Annotated in this window: 12 protein-coding genes; 6 read left to right on the forward strand and 6 right to left on the reverse strand. The window is 65.2% G+C overall.

Annotation, left to right across the window (positions count from 1 at the left end; all coding sequences use genetic code 11):
• Positions 1–8: 8 nt before the first annotated feature.
• From fliI to fliF, 4 genes are read right to left on the reverse strand one after another with little or no spacing between them, the layout of a single operon-like run.
• Entirely contained in the window at positions 9–1571 is a 1563-nt protein-coding gene (gene fliI / locus AC3D25_RS16280; RefSeq protein WP_488889718.1) for a flagellar protein export ATPase FliI, read from the reverse strand.
• A 14-nt stretch (positions 1572–1585) separates the two neighbouring features.
• Entirely contained in the window at positions 1586–2254 is a 669-nt protein-coding gene (fliH, locus tag AC3D25_RS16285; RefSeq protein ID WP_488889387.1) for a flagellar assembly protein FliH, read from the reverse strand.
• Positions 2247–3242 carry a flagellar motor switch protein FliG gene (gene fliG, locus AC3D25_RS16290; RefSeq protein ID WP_488889388.1) on the reverse strand — a complete coding sequence of 332 codons (996 nt, stop codon included), beginning with the start codon at positions 3240–3242 and terminating at the stop codon, positions 2247–2249. The genes fliH and fliG overlap by 8 nt, the downstream gene beginning before the upstream one ends.
• Entirely contained in the window at positions 3232–5007 is a 1776-nt protein-coding gene (gene fliF, locus AC3D25_RS16295) for a flagellar basal-body MS-ring/collar protein FliF (RefSeq protein ID WP_488889389.1), read from the reverse strand. The genes fliG and fliF overlap by 11 nt, the downstream gene beginning before the upstream one ends.
• A gap of 375 nt (positions 5008–5382) precedes the next feature.
• On the opposite strand from fliF, the gene fliE reads away from it, so the two are divergent.
• From fliE to AC3D25_RS16320, 5 genes are all read left to right on the forward strand, one after another.
• The gene (fliE, locus tag AC3D25_RS16300) at positions 5383–5736 is read left to right on the forward strand and encodes a flagellar hook-basal body complex protein FliE (protein WP_488889390.1); all 354 of its coding nucleotides are present in this window, start codon (positions 5383–5385) and stop codon (positions 5734–5736) included.
• 263 nt (positions 5737–5999) lie between these two features.
• A complete protein-coding gene (gene fliS / locus AC3D25_RS16305; RefSeq protein ID WP_488889391.1) occupies positions 6000–6431 on the forward strand; it encodes a flagellar export chaperone FliS in 432 nt (143 codons plus the stop codon).
• Between the two features lie 6 nt (positions 6432–6437).
• Entirely contained in the window at positions 6438–6767 is a 330-nt protein-coding gene (locus tag AC3D25_RS16310; protein WP_488889392.1) for a flagellar protein FliT, read from the forward strand.
• Between the two features lie 91 nt (positions 6768–6858).
• Positions 6859–8238 carry a flagellar hook-length control protein FliK gene (fliK, locus tag AC3D25_RS16315; RefSeq protein WP_488889393.1) on the forward strand — a complete coding sequence of 460 codons (1380 nt, stop codon included), beginning with the start codon at positions 6859–6861 and terminating at the stop codon, positions 8236–8238.
• A complete protein-coding gene (locus AC3D25_RS16320) occupies positions 8232–8579 on the forward strand; it encodes an EscU/YscU/HrcU family type III secretion system export apparatus switch protein (RefSeq protein WP_488889719.1) in 348 nt (115 codons plus the stop codon). Before fliK ends, AC3D25_RS16320 begins: the two co-directional genes overlap by 7 nt.
• Positions 8580–8769: 190 nt before the next feature.
• On the opposite strand, the gene AC3D25_RS16325 is transcribed toward AC3D25_RS16320, so the two are convergent.
• Both AC3D25_RS16325 and AC3D25_RS16330 read right to left on the reverse strand, forming a co-directional pair.
• A complete protein-coding gene (locus AC3D25_RS16325; protein ID WP_488889394.1) occupies positions 8770–10215 on the reverse strand; it encodes a coniferyl aldehyde dehydrogenase in 1446 nt (481 codons plus the stop codon).
• A complete protein-coding gene (locus tag AC3D25_RS16330; protein WP_488889395.1) occupies positions 10212–11903 on the reverse strand; it encodes an isovaleryl-CoA dehydrogenase in 1692 nt (563 codons plus the stop codon). The genes AC3D25_RS16325 and AC3D25_RS16330 overlap by 4 nt, the downstream gene beginning before the upstream one ends.
• A 338-nt stretch (positions 11904–12241) precedes the next feature.
• On the opposite strand from AC3D25_RS16330, the gene AC3D25_RS16335 reads away from it, so the two are divergent.
• The gene (locus AC3D25_RS16335; protein ID WP_488889396.1) at positions 12242–13915 is read left to right on the forward strand and encodes a DUF937 domain-containing protein; all 1674 of its coding nucleotides are present in this window, start codon (positions 12242–12244) and stop codon (positions 13913–13915) included.
• Positions 13916–13933: the final 18 nt, after the last annotated feature.

The following is a 13933-nucleotide window of genomic DNA, read 5'->3' on the forward strand; positions in this document are numbered from 1 at the left end:
ATGCTTCCTCAACTTCCTGCGAATAACTGGTCTAGTTGCGCCAAGCTCGGTTCAAACTCGGCTTGTTCTCGGAATCCCTGCTGCAGGAACGCTTCGATGCGCGGATACAGCGCAATCGCACGGTCCAGCAGCGCGTCGCGGCCGGCGGAATACGCGCCGACGTTGATCAAATCGCGGTTGCGCTGATAGCGCGACAGCATTTGCTTAAACATACGCACTCGGTCGAGATGCTTATCGTCGATCAAAGCGGTCATTGCCCGGCTAATCGACGCTTCGATGTCGATGGCCGGATAGTGACCGGCTTCCGCGAGCGAACGCGAGAGCACGATGTGACCGTCCAGAATGGCGCGCGCGGAATCGGCGATCGGATCCTGCTGGTCGTCGCCTTCGGTCAACACGGTGTAGAACGCGGTAATCGATCCGGCCCCTTCCGGTCCGTTACCGGTCCGCTCGACCAGCGCGGGCAGCTTCGCGAACACCGAAGGCGGATAACCTTTGGTCGCGGGCGGCTCGCCGATTGCCAGCGCGATCTCGCGCTGCGCCATCGCGTAACGGGTCAGCGAATCCATCAGCAGCAAAACGTGCTTGCCCTGATCGCGGAAATATTCGGCGAGCGAGGTGGCGTAAGCCGCGCCCTGCATCCGCAGAAGCGGCGAGACGTCGGCCGGTGCGGCCACCACCACCGAGCGCGCGAGACCGTCCTCGCCCAGAATCTGCTCGATGAATTCCTTCACTTCGCGGCCCCGTTCGCCGATCAGCCCGATCACGATCACTTCCGCGCTCGTGTAACGCGCCATCGTGCCGAGCAGCACCGATTTACCGACGCCCGAGCCCGCGAACAGGCCCATGCGCTGGCCGCGTCCGACGGTCAGCAACGCGTTGATCGCGCGCACGCCGACGTCCAGCACCTTATGGATCGGCTCGCGATTGAGCGGGTTGATGGTCGGCGCGGTGAGCGGCGCATCCACTTTCGAGCCGAGCGCGCCGAGTCCGTCGAGCGGGCGGCCCGACGCATCGACCACGCGGCCGAGCATGTTCCAGCCGACCGGCAGGCGTTTCGCGCCCGCCATCGGATCGGCGATCGGCGCGCTTTCCAGCGGATACACGCGCGCGCCGGGCAAGAGACCCGACACTTCGGTCGTCGGCATCAGGAACAGGCGGTCGCCGGAGAAACCGACCACTTCGGCTTCGGCCACCGGAATCGAGCTTCCGGGAGGCAATTCGATCATGCATTCCGCGCCCACGCCAAGACGCAGGCCGACCGCTTCCAGCACCAGACCGGCAGCGCGCGTCAGGCGTCCACACGGGCGCAGCGGCTTCGAAATCATGCTGCGGCCCTTGAGCGCTTCGAGTTGCGCGCGCCAGCCGTCCAGATGCGGATTCCCGGCGATATCGGCGAGTTCGGCGATGGTTTGCGCGGCGTGCTCTTCGACGCTCGGCGTTTCTCCGTCGTCCACTTCGGCGGCGAGCGGTCCGAACGACGCGCGGGCGAGTTCCTGTTCGAGCTCGGACAAACCTTCCTGTGTGACGCGGCGCGCGACGGGCGCGGCGTGTTGCGGCGCGGGCGCCACGTGCGGTTGCGGATTTACCACGGTTGCGTTCTCCCGAGCGCGGCGGCGACGCGCTCCCAGCGTGTTGCATTGGTCGCGTCGACTTCGCCGGTCGCGGCCTGGGCGCGGCAGCCGCCGCGTTCGATTGCCGGATCGGTCCGGACGGTCCAGCCAGCGGCTTCGAGCTCTTCCTTCAAATAAGCTTCGACAATCGGCAGATCCGACGGGCTTACCGTCAGATGCGGCGCGCCCGCGAGCGCCGGCTCGGCGGCGATCACTTCGCGCGCCACGCTCAAAACTGCGGTCGGATCGAGTGTCAGATGTTGCTGCACGACTTGTTGCGCGATATCCAGCGCGAGCGCCGTGAGCGATTCGGCGACGACGGAATCGGCCGCCGCGAGCGCGATCTTGAACGCGTCGGCGAGCGTGGCGAGGCGCGCGGCTTCCGCGTGAGCGGCGGCGCGGCCTTCTTCGAAACCTTTATGGAAACCTTGTTCGTAGCCCGCCTGATAACCCATTGCCTGACCGGCGACATGACCGGCCGACAACCCTTCGGCGTGCGCGCTTTCCTGCACGCGCAGCAAATGCGCTTCGAGCGCGGCCTGGTCGGCGGCGGAAGTGTCCACCGGCACCGGATCGAAGGACGCCATCTCCCAGCGTTGATACGCCGAGAGCTGGGCCTTTTGCGTGGCCGCGTTAGACATATGCGTCCTCGGCCTTGCCGCCTAGCTGGATCTGGCCGTTTTCGGCGAGATTGCGCACGATCTGGAGAATCTTGCGCTGTTGCGTCTCGACTTCCGACACGCGGACCGGGCCGCGTGAATCGAGGTCTTCCGCGAGCAGTTCGGCCGCGCGTTGCGACATGTTCGAGAGGAATTTCTGACGCAGGCCAGGCTGCGCGCCCTTCAGCGAGACGATCAGCGTTTCCGACTCCACTTCCTTCAGCAGCAACTGGATCGCGCGGTCTTCCAGGTCCAGCAGGTTCTCGAACACGAACATCTGGTCGATGATCTTCTGCGCCAGTTCCGCGTCGTATTCCTTCACCGTCTCGATCACCGATTCTTCGTGGTTGCTCGACATGAAGTTGAGGATTTCCGCCGCCGTGCGGATGCCGCCCATCGGCGCGCGCTTCAGGTTGTCGCTGCCGGAGAGGAGCGTCGTGAGCACGTCGTCGAGTTCGCGCAGCGCCGCCGGCTGAATGCCGTCGAGCGTCGCGATCCGCAGCAGCACGTCGTTGCGCAGCCGCTCGGTGAGGAGCGCCACGATTTCCGATGCCTGATCGCGGTCCAGGTGAACGAGGATCGTCGCGATGATCTGCGGGTGCTCGTTCTTGATGAGTTCCGCGACCGCCGCCGAATCCATCCACTTCAGGCCTTCGATACCGCTCGTATCGCTGCCCTGCAGAATCCGGTCGATCAGCGCGCCCGCCTTGGTTTCGCCGAGCGCCTTGGTCAGCACCGAGCGGATGTACTCGCTCGAATCGAGCGAGAGCGCCGTGTGCTGCTCGGCTTCCTGCACGAATTCGGTCAGCACGTTGTCGAGCTGCTCGCGCGTCACGTTTTTCAGTGCCGCCATCGTTGCGCCGATCTTCTGCACCTCGCGCGGAGCGAGATATTTAAAGACTTCGGCGGCTTCTTCCTCGCCAATCGACATGAGGAGAAGTGCGGATTTAGTGAGACCTTCAGCGTTCATCGGACACCCAATTCTTCACGACCGTGGCAACGATTCTCGGATCCTGACGCGCGACCATCCGTGCGTAATCGAGGTTGCGGTCAAATTTTGCCTTGTTGCTTTCATGACCGAGGAGACTGACCTCGGCATCCATTTCTTCTTCCACCTTCGCCGGTCCACCGAGCGACGGCCCGTCGAGCAGCGTGAGTTCCTCCGGCGACGGCAGCGCTGCAGCCGGTTCCGGCGTCGGGAAGGCGCGGCGCATTGCCGGCTTCACCATGCTGAAGTACAGGAACAGAGCCACCGCGCCGATACCGAGATACTTCGCGAGCGCAATACCGCGGGCGATCATGTCCGGCGTGCGCCACCACGGAACGTCCGGGAGCGTGTTCAGATCGGCGGAGAAAGTGCTGTTGACCACGTTCACCGAGTCGCCGCGCTTTTCGTCGTAGCCCATCGCGTCCTTGACCAGCTGCTGGACTTGCGCGAGTTGCTCGGCGGGCAGCGGCGTCATCGTGACCTTGCCCTTTGCATCCACTTGTTTCTGGTAATTCACGACCACCGCCACGGACAGGCGCTTGATGCCGCCCATCGGCTGTTCGTAGTGGCGCACCGTGCGGTCCACTTCGTAATTCGTGGTGGTGTCCTTGCGCTGGTTCACCGGCGGGCCGGAAGCCGCTGCACCGCTCGCGCCCGGCGCCGCTGCGGAGATCGGCGCCGACGATGCCTGCGGCGGCTGGTTCGACAACGCGCCCGGCACGCCCGACGCGCCGCTGCCCGACTGTTCCGACGACTCGCTCGATTGCTGGCTGCGGATCGCGGTACTTTGCGGATTCGCGTTCGGGCCGTAGCTTTCCGCCGTCTGTTCCAGCTTGGAGAAATCGATATCCGCGCTCACTTGCGACCGGGCATTGCCCGCGCCGAACAGGGGCGACAGAATCGCGTCGATCCGCTTTTGCGTGTTGTGCTCGACTTGCTGAACGAACTTGAGCTGCGACGCGTCGAGACCGTTGGCGGCGCTTTGCTGCGTGAGGAGATTGCCGTCCTGATCGACGATGGTCACGTTCTTGACCGGCATGTCCGGCACGCCCGACGACACCATGTGCTGGATTGCGGACGTCTGGCCTTCGTCGAGCACGCGGCCCGGGTAGAGATCGACCATCACCGAGGCGGTCGGCAGTTCCTTGTCGCGCACGAAAACGCTGGGCTTCGGGATCGCGAGGTGAACGCGTGCGCCTTTCACCGACGAAATCGAGCCGATGGTCTTTTCCAGTTCGCCTTCGAGCGCGCGCTGGTAGTTCACTTGTTCCGCGAACTGGCTGATGCCGAACTTCTGGTTGTCCATCAGTTCGAAGCCGACCGAACCGTTCTTCGGCAAACCCTGGCTCGCGAGACGCAGACGCGTTTCGTGGACCTGTTCGCTCGGCACGAGGATCGCGCCGCCGGCATCGGCGATCTTGTAGGGAATGTTGCCCTGCTGGAGCGCGGCGATGATCGCGCCGCCGTCCCGGTCGGAGAGGTTGCTGAACAGCACCTTATAGTCAGGCTGGCGCGACCACAGCACCAGCGCGGCGACCACGACGGCCAGAAACGCGACTGCGACGATCAGCGGCATCCGCGGATTCGAGCGGAATTGCGAAAGTCCGGGCACGCGCTGGGCGAAACCGCCGAACTCCGCGCCGCCACCGAGATTCGCGGGCGCACCGTTGCCGCCTACGCCAGCGGGCGTACCGGCCAGGCTCATCCGGGCGTCGGGGGTAATAAGGGAATTGGTGGACGTGTCCATGCTTTAAAGCTCTCCGAATCTGGGAAGTCCTGGTCGCCCTGTGGTCAGGCGCCCGTAGAGGACTTTTCGAGATTGGATTATCCGCAGTGGCGCAGAAGTCTATTGAGCGAACAGAGCCGGGTTTTACCCGTTCTTTCACGGCTTTAGCCAGGACCCGGCTGATATTCTCTTTCGTAATCGGTGAGGCTGTATCGACGAACCGCCCAGACACTGGTGAAGAGGCCTGTTTCTGCGGCCGGGGACGGTCCCGGTTCGATGTCCCGAAGCACCCTCGATACAGCCGCCCGGTTTCCCCGCGAATTTCGCTGCGAGCTTTCTACCGCGCTTATTTCCGGGCTTTTTCCCGCGCTTTTTTTCCGAATTACGGAGCAAGACATGAATTCTATTAATCCGCTGGGTTCCGCGCTGTCGCAACTGCAATCGCTCGCCGCGCAGGCCGCGGGCGGCACGTCGGCGTCGGGCAGCGTGACGGGCGCGAGCGGCTCCGCGTCGGGCGCGGCATCGGCGGGCAGCTTTGCCGACGCGCTCAAGTCGTCCATCGACAAGATCAGCGACAACCAGCAAAAGTCGGTCAGCGAAGCTCATGCGTTTGAAATCGGCGCGCCGAACGTGTCGCTGAACGACGTGATGGTCGATATGCAGAAAGCGAACGTGGGCTTCCAGTTCGGCCTGCAAGTGCGTAACAAACTGGTGACGGCGTACAACGAGATCATGCAGGTTTCGGTCTGACGGACGCTTTTCCAGATCCGGTTCAGGCCGGCCGGATGCGATGCTTCCGGCGGCTGCGATGGCCTCTGCCCTAAAGCTTTTCCGCGCTTTTCCGATAACACCGGTAACCGCTCGGCAAATGGTCAGAAGTTTTGAGAACCGTTTTGCCAGCATTGATTCATACCGGTTCGCACCGGCGCCCATCCGCATGACGCGACGCACCAAAGCAGTGCGCGCCGCGGGTAGGGACCGACGCGATCTGCATCGTTTAAAGGAGAAGCTCGATGTATTCCCAAGGACACACTGGTGCCAACGCCTACGCACGCGTGGGCGTCGAGACTGGGGTGATGGGCGCGAGCCCGCACCGGCTGATCGCGATGCTTTATCAGGGCGCGCGCCGCGCGATTGCGCAGGCGCGGATGCACTTGCTGCAAGGCAACATTCCGGCGCGCGGCGATTCGATCACGAAAGCGATCGATATCGTCGCGAGCGGCTTGCAACAGGCACTGAACAAGGAAGTGGGCGGCGATATCGCGGCCCGTCTGGATGCGCTCTACACGTATATGACGCGTCAGTTGCTGTTCGCGAACCTGCATGCGGACGAACAGCGGCTGATTGAAGTGGATGGCCTGCTGGCGACGCTCGAAGAAGCCTGGATCGGCATCGGACCGGAAGTGGCACGATTGACCGCAGCGCAAGCTGCGGAGAATGCCTGACTACGAATGAACACAATTCAAGAATATTTCGCTCACTACGAGGCAATCGCTGCGCTTTCCGGTCAAATGCTGGTGGCCGCGCGCAGCGGGGAGTGGAGCGAGCTGAAGACGATGCAGGGCAGGTATCGCGAATTGATCGACCGCTTGAAGGAAGTCGATGCGAGTTCCGAACTCGACGATCTTTCGCGGGCGCGCAAGCTCGATCTCGTGCGCCGGATCCTGGCGGACGACGCCGCGATCCGCGACCTGAGTTCGCCGAGTCTCGCGCGTTTGTCGGCGCTGTTCACGGTGAACCGGCCCGCGCGAGTGCTGAAAAAGATGATCGGACTGCGCTAAGGCGGTCCGCTGTAATGGAAAGTGGCGGAATCGCAAGTTTCGCCAGTCAACAGGGCCGTCGCGTTGTCGCGGTGGTTGAAAGGTAACCGGCATGACGAGCTTGGATTCTGCGATCGCTTCGCTGCTCGCCAGCCGGACCGAGATTCTCTTATCCGCGATCCGCCCGTCGAACGGCGCGGCGACGGGCCAGACGACGGCGCAGGCGAACACGTTTCAGCTTGCCATCGATACGCCGCTGGCAAGTCCTGCCGTCTCGCTCGCCACGCCGCTCGCCGCCGCCGGGCCGTCCGCGCAAACCGCGCTGAGCACGGTGGCACGCACGCTCGACGTGATTTCGCGTTTAGGCGGTGGCGTCGCCCCCATTCTGACGAGCAGCGCGCCGCTCTGGCCGACCGCGCCGCGCCCGCCGCTTGCGGCGAGCGCGTTCGCCAGCATCACCGGCACCCTTTTCGACGCATTGCTCACCCCGCCCGACGGTCCCGACGCCGCCTTCGCCGCGAATGCCGCGGCCGCGCTCGCACCGCCCGCGCCGCCGCTGCCTTCGTCCGTGCTGGCAAGCGCGCTCGCCAAAACCGTCGATCAAAGCGGTCTGTTCTACGAATCCCATCTGGTCCAGTGGCTCGCGGGCCAGCGCACGGCCGCGTCGCTTGCGGCCGAACCGCAGGCGCGCCTCGAACCGCCTTCGGCGCTTTCGGGCAGCAACGCACCGGACGACGGCTTTCTCGACGTGCCCTCGATCGATATCCCCGCGATCGACGTCGCCACGGCGCGCGCGCCCGGCGCGGCCGATCCGCATCCCGTCGCGTTGCCGCAGAACGCGCAACAGGCGGCCGCGCTCGCCGAATCGGTGAAAGACATGCCGGCCTCCGTGTTTTCGAACGCGCCGGGCCAGACCGGACAGGCGTCGGCGGGCGCGGGCAGCGTATCGCCGCGCGAATCCGCCGTGCAGGCGTCGATCGCGGCGGGGATTCATCCCGCGACCATTGCGCTGGTGCGCCAGCAACTCGATGTCCTCGCAACCGACCAGTTCCGCTGGTCCGGCGAAGTGTGGCCGGGCGCGCGCATGGATTGGGATATCGCGCCGCAGGAACGCGAAGCGCGCACCGCCGATCACCCCGCCGACGCCGAGCGCCCGTGGCGCACGCGCATCACGCTGACGCTGCCGACGCTCGGCACCGTGGACGCCGATCTCATTCTTACGGGCCAGCAACTCGTCGCGCGGGTCAAGGCGAGCGCGAACGGCGTGACGCGGCTCGTTCGCGACGGCGACGCCTTTCGCGAGCAACTCGACGCCGCCGGATTGAAACTCACGGGCCTGACGATCCGGCCGATCGACGGCGGCGCGAGTGCCGAAGCGATCAAGTTGCAGGCCGCGCAAAGCTACAGCGCGCAGGCGAAGCCGGTCGCATCGCCGCTTGCGCACTTGTTCGGCGCGCGCGCTGGGTCGGCGGACGACGGGGTGAAATCGTGATCGAGAAGCGCAAGCAAGCCACCGCGCTCGCCTACGATCCGAACCAGCGCGACGCCGCGCCGCGCGTGGTCGCGCAGGGTTACGGGCTGGTCGCGGAGATGATCGTGCAGCGCGCGAAGGACGCCGGGCTGTATGTGCACGAATCGCCGGAAATGGTGTCGCTGCTGATGCAGCTCGATCTCGATTCGCGCATTCCGCCCGCGTTGTATCAGGCGGTCGCGGAGTTGCTGGCGTGGCTTTACCGGCTGGAAAACGGCGACGCCGCCGCGCAGGAAGGCGGGCCGCCCGCTGCGGCTTTTGGCCCGCTGCCGGAGAAGCTGCCGAGGAAGCCGCGCCGCTGAGCGGACGCTCGCGCTTGGTGCGTAGCGCGCGGGCTTCCCGCGTCGCCGACTGCGCCGCCGGCTGCGTCGGCAATCGGGCCGCCGACTGCGCCGCCGACTGCGCCGCCGACTGCGCCGCGAACCGCGCCGCCAACCGCTCCGCCGACTGCGCCACTCGCTCCTGCCTGCGGCGCTTTGCCCAACCCGCCTGTCAGAACCGCATCATCACGCGCATCAGCGCGGCGAAGCGCCGGCCATACGGCGGCGAAACCCATCCGCGCGCGTTGAACCTGCTTTGTTCGAGCACCGGTTTCATCTGCGAGAAAGTCCGAAATCCCTCCTTACCGTGATACGCGCCCATGCCGCTCGCGCCGACGCCGCCGAACGGCAGGCTTTCACACGCCAGATGCAGCAGCGTTTCGTTGATCGAAACGCCGCCTGAGACTGTTTCCCGGATCACTCGCTCGACAGTCGCGCGCTGCTCGTCGTAGAGATACAGCGCAAGCGGGCGCGGACGTGCGTTGATATAGGCGATGGCGTCATCGAGCGTTTCGTAGGGCACGAGCGGCAGCAACGGGCCGAAGATTTCCTCATTCAGCAGCGGGCAATCGGTGGGCGCGTCCGTCACCACGGTCAGCGGAAAGCGCCGTGTCTCGGCGTTCGCGGGCATATCGGCCAGCCGATGCAGCGTCGCGCCGCCCGCATCGGCCTCGCGCGCGAGCTGTTCGAGCCGCGCGAAGTGGCGCGGCGTGATGATCGACGTGTAATCGCGATTGCTCGCCAGATCCGGATACATGCGCTCGAACGCGCGCCGCGCCCGCTCGATAAACGCGCTTTCCGTGCCGCGCGGCACCAGCACGTAGTCCGGCGCGACGCAGGTCTGCCCTGCGTTGAGCGTCTTGCCAGTGAGAATGCTATCCACGGCGAAATCGAAACGCGCGTCCGGGCCGATGATCGCGGGCGACTTTCCGCCCAGTTCCAGCGTGACCGGCGTGAGATTCGCGGCGGCGGCGCGCATGACCTCGCGCCCGACTTGCGTCGATCCGGTGAACAGTAAATGGTCGAACGGCAGCGCGGTGAACGCCGCGCCCGGCACGGCGTCGCCCGCGATGAACGCCACGTGATCGCGCGCGAAACACTTGGCGGCGAGCTTTTCGAACAGCGCGCCGGTCCGCGGCGTGAGTTCCGACATCTTCAGGAGCGCGCGATTTCCCGCCGTGAGCGCGCAGACGAGCGGCCCGAGCGACAGCAGCACCGGATAATTCCACGGCACCGCGATCCCCACGACCCCGAGCGGCTGCGGCACGATGCTCGCGCGGGCGGGAAACATCCACTTGTTGATGGCGCGGCGCTCGGCGCGCATCCAGCGTTTGCCGCGGCGCAGCGCTGCATCGATTTGCGACTTGACCAGCAGAATCTCCGCCACCTCGATTTCCTGCTTCGGACGAAAGCCGAAATCCTCGCTGATCGCGGCGGCGATGGCCTCGCGATTGTCGAGCAGCATCGCCCGCAGCGTTTTGAGATGCGCGGCGCGTTCTTCCCATGCCGGAAAGGGCGCACGCGCAAAGGCGGCGCGCGCGTCGTTGAAAAGCAGGTCTAGCGGCGTCTGGCCGGTGAAATCGTTCTTCAAGATAGGTTCCGTGGTGGTCAGCTTCACGCCGCAAAAGCGCGATCGATCAGCGCGCGATGATCGAAACGAGCGGGAAGGGTGCCGTACACGCGGCCGGTTTCGCCGCGCGCGTCGCCCAGACGTGTCTCGATAAACGCCGCCGCGACCTCGGCGCTCGCGTGCCGCTGAAGTAAAACGCCCTGCGCGACGAGCACGAGTTGCTGCGCGATCCGGCGCGCGGACGCTTGCCGCGTGGCGGGATCGGCGCGAAGAGACGCAATCAGCGCAGCGAGCGCCGTGCCCAGCGCCGGGTTTTCGCGCGCCGTCACGTCCCATGCGGCGAAAAGCGCGTGCGCGGCGTCGGTTTCGCGCTCGAATGCGCGCAGCACGTCGAGGCACATCACGTTCCCCGAGCCTTCCCAGATGGAATTGACCGGCGCTTCGCGATAGAAACGCGCCATCGGACCCGTTTCGACGTAGCCGTTGCCGCCCCAGACTTCCATCGCCTCGCCGGTGAATTCGAGCGCGCGCTTGCAGATCCAGAACTTCGCGGCGGGCGTCACGATCCGCCGCCACGCCCGTTCTTCCAGCGCGCCGTCCGACGCGCTGCCTTCGAATGCGGCCGCGAGACGCATGAACAGCACGGTCGCCGCCTCCGATTCCAGCGCGAGATCGGCAAGCACGTTGCGCATCAGCGGCTGATCGACGAGTTTTGCGCCGAACGCGCGCCGGTGCCGTGCGTGGTGGATGGCCTGCACGAGCGCCGCGCGCATCAGCGCCGCGCTGCCGATCACGCAATCGAGCCGCGTGAAATTCGCCATCTCGATAATGGTCGGCACGCCGCGCCCTTCCTCGCCGATCATCACGCCGTAAGCGTCCAGAAATTCCACCTCGCTGCTCGCGTTCGACCGGTTGCCGAGCTTGTCCTTCAGTTGCTGCACTTGAACCGCGTTGCGGCTGCCGTCGGGCGCGAAGCGCGGCACGTAGAAGCACGACAACGCGTCGTGCTCCCCGGTGCGCGCGAGGACGAGATGCGCGTCGCTTTGCGGCGCGGAGAAAAACCATTTGTGACCGACCAGCCGATACTCGCCGCCGCGCCCGCCCGCGCCCAGCGCGGCGGCGCGCGTCTGGTTGCTGCGCACGTCCGAGCCGCCTTGCTTCTCCGTCATGCCCATGCCGATCAGCATCGAACGCTTGCCTGAACCGAGCGGAATGTCGCGTGGATCGTGCTCCCGCGACAGCAATTGCTCGCGCAACGTGGCATAAAGCGCCGCTTCTTTTTGCAGCACCGGAATGCTGGCGAACGTCATGGTGACGGGACACAGCGAGCCTGATTCGCGTTGCGCGTGCAAAAAGTAACCCGCCGCGCGCGCGGCCATGGCGCCGGTGCGCGGCGTGTCGAAGGGCATTGCGTGCATGCCGTCGCGGCGCAGCGACGCCAGCAGCGCATGCCACGCCGGATGAAACTCGATCGCGTCGATCCGCTCGCCGCGCGCGTTATGCGTGGCGAGTTCCGGGGCGTGGCGGTTGGCGAGATCGGCGAGGACGAGCGTTTCCGGCTGCGTCAGCGCCACGCCGACCCGCGACAGTTCCGCCGCGTGCCAGCGTGCGCCTTCCCGGTCCACCGCCGCGACAAGCGCGGGATCGGCGGCGAACGCGTCGTAACCGGCGAGCGGCGGCGTCTGGTTCGTTACCTCGTGGGTCTGGCCGAACGACGGCCCGGCGGTCGCGGTCATGGTTGTCTCCTGAGCGGACAGATTTCTGGCCGACGAGCGGCCTGGCGGGCGCGCCCGGACCTTATCTCGAAATAGGGAATCATAGGCCGCACGATCGTTCGCCCGGTAGACGAACCGTTCGGAGAATTCCCGGGATTTCGCGGCGTGAATTCCGCTTTCCACGATGGCACAAAACACGGTTTTTCACCGGTGCCCGAACGCGTCGCGACGCCGCTTTTGAGCAAATTCCGATTTTTAATTAGTCAAGCTTAATTCAATAGCGCGCGCCCTATAATCGCGCCGCTCTCAATGGGCGCCGTTCCGGCCTCCGTTACATCACGCATCAAGGAAGCTACTTCATGAGCATTAATTTAATACAGCTGGTCCAGGGCGCTTTGACCGAAAGCGTGTTGCAGCAGGTCTCTTCACGCTTCGGCATCGCGCCGGAAGCGGCGAAGCGCGTGGTGGGCCTGGTCGCCCCGTCGCTGATCGGCGCCCTGATGAACAAGGCCGCATCGCCCGAAGGCGCGCGCGGATTGTTCTCCGCCATCATGTCGCCGGAATCCGACGTCAATATCGTCGATCAATTGCCGCAACTCGTTCACGGCGACGGCCTGCAGCAACTCGTCGGCATGGGTTCGCGCGTGTTTTCCGCGATCTCCACGCCGGAGCGTGTCGAAACGCTCAGCAACAAGGTTGCACAGCAGACGGGCGTCGCGGCGGGTGCGACACACGCGCTGACGGGCCTCGTCGCGACGACGCTGTTCGGCGTGCTCAAGCACCATTTCGCGCAGAACGGCGGCAACGTCGGCCAGTTGCCGACTTTGCTCGGCCACCAATTGCCGATGGTCAAAGCGAGCATGACCGAAGATATCGCGGCCGCGCTCGGTTTGGGCGGCGCGACCAGCTTCATTTCGGGAGTAGCGGCGCAGATGAAGGCCGTGTCCTCGCACCTCGATCATCCGGTGACGCAAGGTGTCCAGGCGCACGCGGGCAATGTTCCCAATGTCGTGGTGGCGGAAAAGCCGCGCAGCAAGAAATGGTGGTGGATTGCGATCGCCGCCGCGCTCGCGCTGCTGGCGGTATTGCTCGGCCGTAGCTGCACGAACCAGGAGACGCCGCCCGCCGCTGTGACACCGGCGCCTGCATCGGCTGCCGTGGCTGTGTCCGAAGCCGCTTCGGCGCCGGTCGCTTCCGCGGTGGCAGCGTCCGAACCGGCGCCCGCGTCGGCCCCGGCCATCGTGCCGACCAAGGATGCGCTGCTGACGTTCGCCGTCGATAAAACCGGCGTTCCGACCGTCAACGCCACGGTTGGCAGCGAAGCGGATAAGAAGACGCTGATCGACGCATTGACCGCCAAGTTCGGCGCTGACAAGTTCCACGCGGACGTCACGGTCGATCCCGAGACGAAACCCGCAAGCTGGCTCGACAAGCTGAGCGGTCTGTTGCCGCTGATGCAGGTTCCCGGCGCGGAAGTGAAGATCACCGGCGACAAGATCGAACTGAGCGGTGCCGCCGCCGACCCGCGTTTCGGCTGGCTCGACAAGCTGAAGTCGCTGTTCGGCGCGGGCTTCACCATCGGCACGTTCGATGTGAAGCAAGCCGTGCAGAGCGCGAAGGATTCGTTCATGAACGCGTTTTCGTCGCTCAAGCCGGACGATTGCGAATCGGCCGATGTCGCCAAAGTCTTGAACCTTCAGGTCATCAACTTCGCGACGGGCTCGAAAATGCCGCCGAAAGACGCGCAGGACGCGCTCGCAAAATCCGCGCAACTGCTGAAAGCGTGCGCGACGGGCGGCAAGCCGGTCAAGCTGGAAGTGGGCGGCTATTCGGACAACGTCGGCAATGCTTCGACGAACCTCGCGTTGTCGAAGAAGCGCGCGGAAGCCGTGCGCGCCGATCTCGTCAAGCGTGGTGTCGCGGCTGACACGCTCAGCGCGGAAGGTTTCGGCGACGCGCATCCGGTCGCCGACAACTCGACGGCAAGCGGCCGGTTCGCGAACCGCCGTATCGAGTTCGCCGTCCAGCAGTGATGATTTGATCGGGGATGC

The sequence above is a fragment of the Caballeronia sp. SL1002 genome, from assembly GCF_057814995.1.